Origin of the sequence: Bordetella petrii, from assembly GCF_020991325.1 — a bacterium.
Lineage (GTDB): Bacteria > Pseudomonadota > Gammaproteobacteria > Burkholderiales > Burkholderiaceae_B > Bordetella_A > Bordetella_A petrii_E.
The window spans coordinates 1-4,671 of the sequence record NZ_JAJMLX010000325.1; the positions used below are offsets into that span (position 1 = coordinate 1).

Consider the following 4,671-nt stretch of genomic DNA (forward strand, 5'->3'; position numbering starts at 1 on the left):
GGCCGGTGCAGGTGGCGGGCGAGCCCGAGGCTGCCGAGCGCGAGCGCCGCCTGCGCGACGGCATTCCCATTTCCGCCGCCCTGGCGCAGCGCCTGCATGCCCTGTGCGAACGCAGCGGGGTGCCTTACGTGCTGGGTGCCTGAACACGGCGTTGCAGCGATACGGCGATTGCCGGACCCCGATTATTCATTGAAGGATTACGCCCATCATGACCGACACCTCCAAGCGCAAACGCCCCGAAGACCTGCGCAGCCACCGCTGGTATGGCGTGAAAGACCTGCGTTCATTCGGGCACCGCTCGCGCACTGCCCAGATGGGCTACCACCGCTCCGACTACGCCGGCAAGCCGGTGATCGCCATCATCAACACCTGGAGCGATATCAATCCCTGTCACAGCCATTTCAAGCAGCGGGTCGAAGAGGTCAAGCGCGGCATATGGCAGGCCGGCGGTTTCCCGGTGGAAATGCCGGCCATGAGTCTGTCCGAACCTTTCCAGAAGCCCACCACCATGCTGTACCGCAATCTGCTGGCCATGGAAACCGAAGAGCTGCTGCGTTCGTATCCGGCCGACGGCTGTGTCCTGATGGGCGGCTGCGACAAGACCACGCCCGCGCTGCTGATGGGGGCGGCGTCGATGGACCTGCCCACTATCTTCGTGCCGGCCGGCCCCATGCTGCGCGGCAACTGGAATGGCCAGACGCTGGGGTCTGGTTCGGACACCTGGAAGTACTGGGCCGAGCTGCGCGCCGGCAATATCACGGAAGACGACTGGCAGGGCGTGGAGGACGGCATCGCGCGTTCGCCGGGCCATTGCATGACCATGGGAACGGCGTCCACCATGACGGCCGCGGTCGAGGCGCTGGGCCTGTGCCTGTCGGGCTATTCGTCGATTCCCGCGCCGGATTCGCGGCATGCGCAGATGGCCAGCCTGTCGGGCAAGCGTATCGTGGAAATGGTGTGGCAGGACCTGACTCCGTCCAGCATGCTGACGGTGGCTTCGTTCGACAACGCGGTGCGCACGGTGCTGGCGCTGTCGGGTTCCACCAATGCGGTGGTGCACCTGATCGCCATGGCGCGGCGTTGCGGTTTTCCGCTGGACCTGGACCGTTTCGACCAACTGGCGCGCGGCACGCCGGTGCTGGCCAACCTGCGCCCGTCCGGCAAGTACCTGATGGAAGATTTCTACTACGCGGGCGGCCTGCGCGCTTTGCTGGTGCAACTGGGTGACTTGCTCGACACCACCCAGCAGACGGTGGACGGCCGTACGCTGGGCGAGAATATCGCGGGCGCGCGGGTGTTCAACGACGATGTCATCCGGTCCCGCGAGCAAGCCCTGGTGGCGCGCGACGGGCTGGCCGTGCTGCGCGGCAACCTGGCGCCCGACGGGGCCGTGATCAAGCCGCCGGCCATGGAGCCGCAGTTGCAAACCCATACCGGGCGCGCCGTGGTCTTCAAAGACTACAACGACATGGCCGAACGCATCGATGACCCCGGCCTGGATGTCGATGCCGACAGCGTGATCGTGTTGCAGAATGCCGGCCCGCAAGGGGCGCCGGGCATGCCGGAATGGGGGCAGTTGCCCATTCCGCAGAAATTGCTGAAGCAGGGCGTGCGCGACATGCTACGCATCTCGGATGCCCGCATGAGCGGCACCAGCTACGGCGCCTGTGTGCTGCACGTGGCGCCTGAGTCATATGTGGGCGGCCCGCTGGCCCTGGTGCGCGACGGCGACCTGATCACGCTGGACGTGCCCAACCGCCGGCTGGACGTGCAGTTGTCCGAAGCCGAACTGGCCCAGCGCAAGGCCCAGTGGCAGGTGCCGGCGCCCCGGTTCGAACGCGGCTATGGGGTGCTGTACCTGAAGCATATCGGGCAGGCCGACACCGGCTGCGACTTCGATTTCCTGCAGACAGACCGCCGCCAGGATGTGGCCGGCGAGCCCGAGATCCACTAATACCGCGCAAGATCCCACCCAGACCGAGGAATTCCCATGACATCACCCTTGCCCAACCGGTTTCGCCAGCGCATCCTCGCGCGTGAGCGGCTGATCGGTTTCTGGATGTGCATGTCCAGCCACATCACCACCGAATTGGTGGGCCTGGCCAATTTCGATTGGCTGTTGCTGGATGGTGAGCATTCACCCAACGAGGTCCCGCTGTTCCTGCAGCAATTGCAGGCCCTGCAGGGCAGCAATAGCGCGGCCGTGGGGCGGCCCACGTGGAACGACCCGGTCGAAATCAAGCGCCTGCTGGATATCGGGTTCTACAACCTGCTGATCCCGTTTATCGAGTCGGAAGATGACGCGCGCCGCGCGGTGGCGGCCACGCGCTACCCGCCGCAGGGCATGCGTGGCGTGGCGGGGCTGCAGCGCAGCAACCGCTACGGCACGGTGCCCGACTATCTGCACACCATCAACGACAACATCTGCGTGCTGCTGCAAATCGAGAGCCGGCCCGGCATCGAAGCAGTGGATGAGATCGCGGCGGTGGAAGGGGTGGATGGCATTTTCATTGGCCCGTCAGATCTGGCAGCTGCTCTGGGGCACATAGGAAACCCGGGGCACCCCGAGGTGCAGGACACTATCCGCCACCTGTACCAGCGGGCCAGTGCGCAGGGCAAGGCGGTGGGCATTTTGGCTCCCGCGCACGCCGACGCGCGCCGCTACCTGGATATGGGCATGCATTTCGTGGCGGTGGGTACCGACCTGGGGGTATTCAAGCAGGCTACCTTCGCCCTGCGTGAAACCTTTCCCACCTGAACCGCGCGGGGCTGGCAGGCCCAGGCAAAACAAAAGGATGCCCGCGGGCATCCCTTTGTTTTGCCGTATTCATGTCGCCCCACGCTAGGCGGGGCGGCACAATGGCTTAGGCCAGCGCCTTGATGGCGGCAGCCAGGCGGCTCTTGTGGCGAGCGGCCTTGTTCTTGTGGATGATGTTCTTGTCAGCCACGCGATCGATGACGCTGCTGGCTTTCTGGAACACTTCGCCAGCCGCAGCCTTGTCGCCGGCCGCGATGGATTGGCGTACGCGCTTGATGGCGGTGCGCAGCATCGAGCGCAGGCTGGAATTGTGCTTGTTGCGCTCGACCGATTGGCGAGCGCGCTTGCGTGCTTGGGCGGTATTGGCCATGTTGCTATATTAAGTGAATTCGGCAAAGTCCAACATTGTAGCAACTCTGCCGGGGATTGCAAGGCTTTTGCCGACAAAGGCCGGTAAAAGCGTCAGGCCGACGCCACGCCGATGGATACGAACCAGGGCGTGAAGCGCCGCACGTCGATGGGCATGTCGGCTTCCAGCGTGCGCAGCGCGGTATCGACGTCGTCGAGCGGGTATTCGCCGGATACCGGCAGGCCGCCCGCCGCCATGGAGACGCGCAAGGCGCCGGCATAATAGGGACGCAAGGCTTCGACAATTTCGGTGAGCGGCTGGCCACGGGCATCGACCAGGCCGTGTTCCCAGGCGGCCTGGCTGGTGAGGTCGGCCCGCGGCACGCCCATGCGCACCGCGTCGAAACGGACGCCGAGGCCGGGCCGCAGGGTTTCGCGCGAGCCCGCCCGGGTTTCGATTTCGACCGGGGCGTCGTGGGCCACCACCAGGGTGCGGTGCGGTTGCTGGCGCACCATGTAGCGGGTGCCGCTGGAGCGGATTTCGCCCTCGGAGGTTTCCACGACGAAGGGACGCTGGTCGTGCGAGGCCGCGGTAACCACGACGGCGCCCGACAGCAGTTTCAGCTTGCGGCTGTTGGCGGTGTAGCTGAGGTCGACCCGGCTGCGCGCATCGAGCATCAGTTCGCTGCCGTCGGAAAGCATGTAGCGGCGGCGTTCGGCGGTGCCGGTGGCGGCGTCGGAAGCCAGGCTGTCCAGGGGGAAGAACAGGTTGCCGACATAGGCCGCCGAGGCGCTGCCCATGCCCAGCAGTGCGGCGCCCGCCAGGAAGCGGCGGCGCGCACGGGAAGTGGGCTGTTGCGCGACGGGGGGCAGGTCGGACACATAGCCGGCGGGGTAGGAATCGCCCAGGCGGCCCAGCGCCGAGCCGCCCAGGCTGCCGGTAAGTTGCTGCCAGGCGTTGTCGTGCTGGGGACTGGCTTCGCGCCAGGCGAGGAACTTGGCGTAGTCGTGCTGGGTTGCGCGGCCCGAGCGCAGCAGCAGCAGCCAGTCTATGACCTGGTCTGAGAGGGGAGGCGCCTGGCTGGAGTGGATGTCCTGTCCCATGAGCGAACCCGAGTGGCTGCCGAGCAATTGCATTCTTAAATAATAATGCTTTTCTTACTTTAGATTACATACTTTGTGAGAAATTTTTGATCATTGGTGCCGCAAGTGACGTTTATAAGCAGAATAAACCGAAGTAACGGTGCTGTAACGTGCCCCGTAGCGGGGTGCCGGGGTCGACGCCGGCCCGCAGCGAGGGATCAGGAGGCGTGGCGGCGGCCGAAATCGCGCAGGCGGAAGCCGCAAGCGAACAGGCAGGCGAAATATGCGGCCATGCTGGCGGCCAGGACGCCGCCCAGCCACAGGGCGCGCAGGCCAGGAGTGGATTGCAGGGCAATCCAATTCAGGTGGCGGTCGGCGTACAGCAGCACCATGGCCAGGGCGGCCAGGGCGGGCAGCATGCGCAGCAGGAACCGCGGCCAGCCCGCGGCGGGGCGATACACGCCGCGGCGGCACACAACGGT

General features: G+C 65.6%; 4 protein-coding genes and 2 pseudogenes. 3 read left to right on the plus strand and 3 right to left on the minus strand.

Translation table 11 applies throughout. The annotated features are described in order from the left end of the window. The 3 genes and pseudogenes from LPZ50_RS21975 to garL all read left to right on the plus strand — a co-directional run. Positions 1–143 (plus strand): annotated as a pseudogene (locus LPZ50_RS21975) (Ldh family oxidoreductase); the annotation flags it as partial. A gap of 65 nt (positions 144–208) precedes the next feature. Next, positions 209–1,954 (plus strand): L-arabinonate dehydratase, encoded by a 1,746-nt coding sequence (gene araD / locus LPZ50_RS21980; RefSeq protein ID WP_230664943.1) that lies wholly within the window; start codon positions 209–211, stop codon positions 1,952–1,954. A 36-nt stretch (positions 1,955–1,990) separates the two neighbouring features. Next, positions 1,991–2,758: a 2-dehydro-3-deoxyglucarate aldolase gene (garL, locus tag LPZ50_RS21985; RefSeq protein ID WP_230664944.1), complete on the plus strand. Its 768-nt coding sequence runs from the start codon at positions 1,991–1,993 to the stop codon at positions 2,756–2,758. Between the two features lie 106 nt (positions 2,759–2,864). Here garL and rpsT read toward each other — a convergent pair whose 3' ends face one another. From rpsT to LPZ50_RS22000, 3 genes and pseudogenes are all read right to left on the minus strand, one after another. After that, positions 2,865–3,128: a 30S ribosomal protein S20 gene (gene rpsT, locus LPZ50_RS21990; protein ID WP_006396042.1), complete on the minus strand. Its 264-nt coding sequence runs from the start codon at positions 3,126–3,128 to the stop codon at positions 2,865–2,867. Between the two features lie 92 nt (positions 3,129–3,220). Further along, positions 3,221–4,210, minus strand: coding sequence for a FecR family protein (locus LPZ50_RS21995; RefSeq protein ID WP_230664946.1), 990 nt, complete (start codon positions 4,208–4,210; stop codon positions 3,221–3,223). Positions 4,211–4,407: 197 nt separating this feature from the next. Next, positions 4,408–4,671, minus strand: a pseudogene (locus LPZ50_RS22000) (lipid II flippase MurJ); the annotation flags it as partial.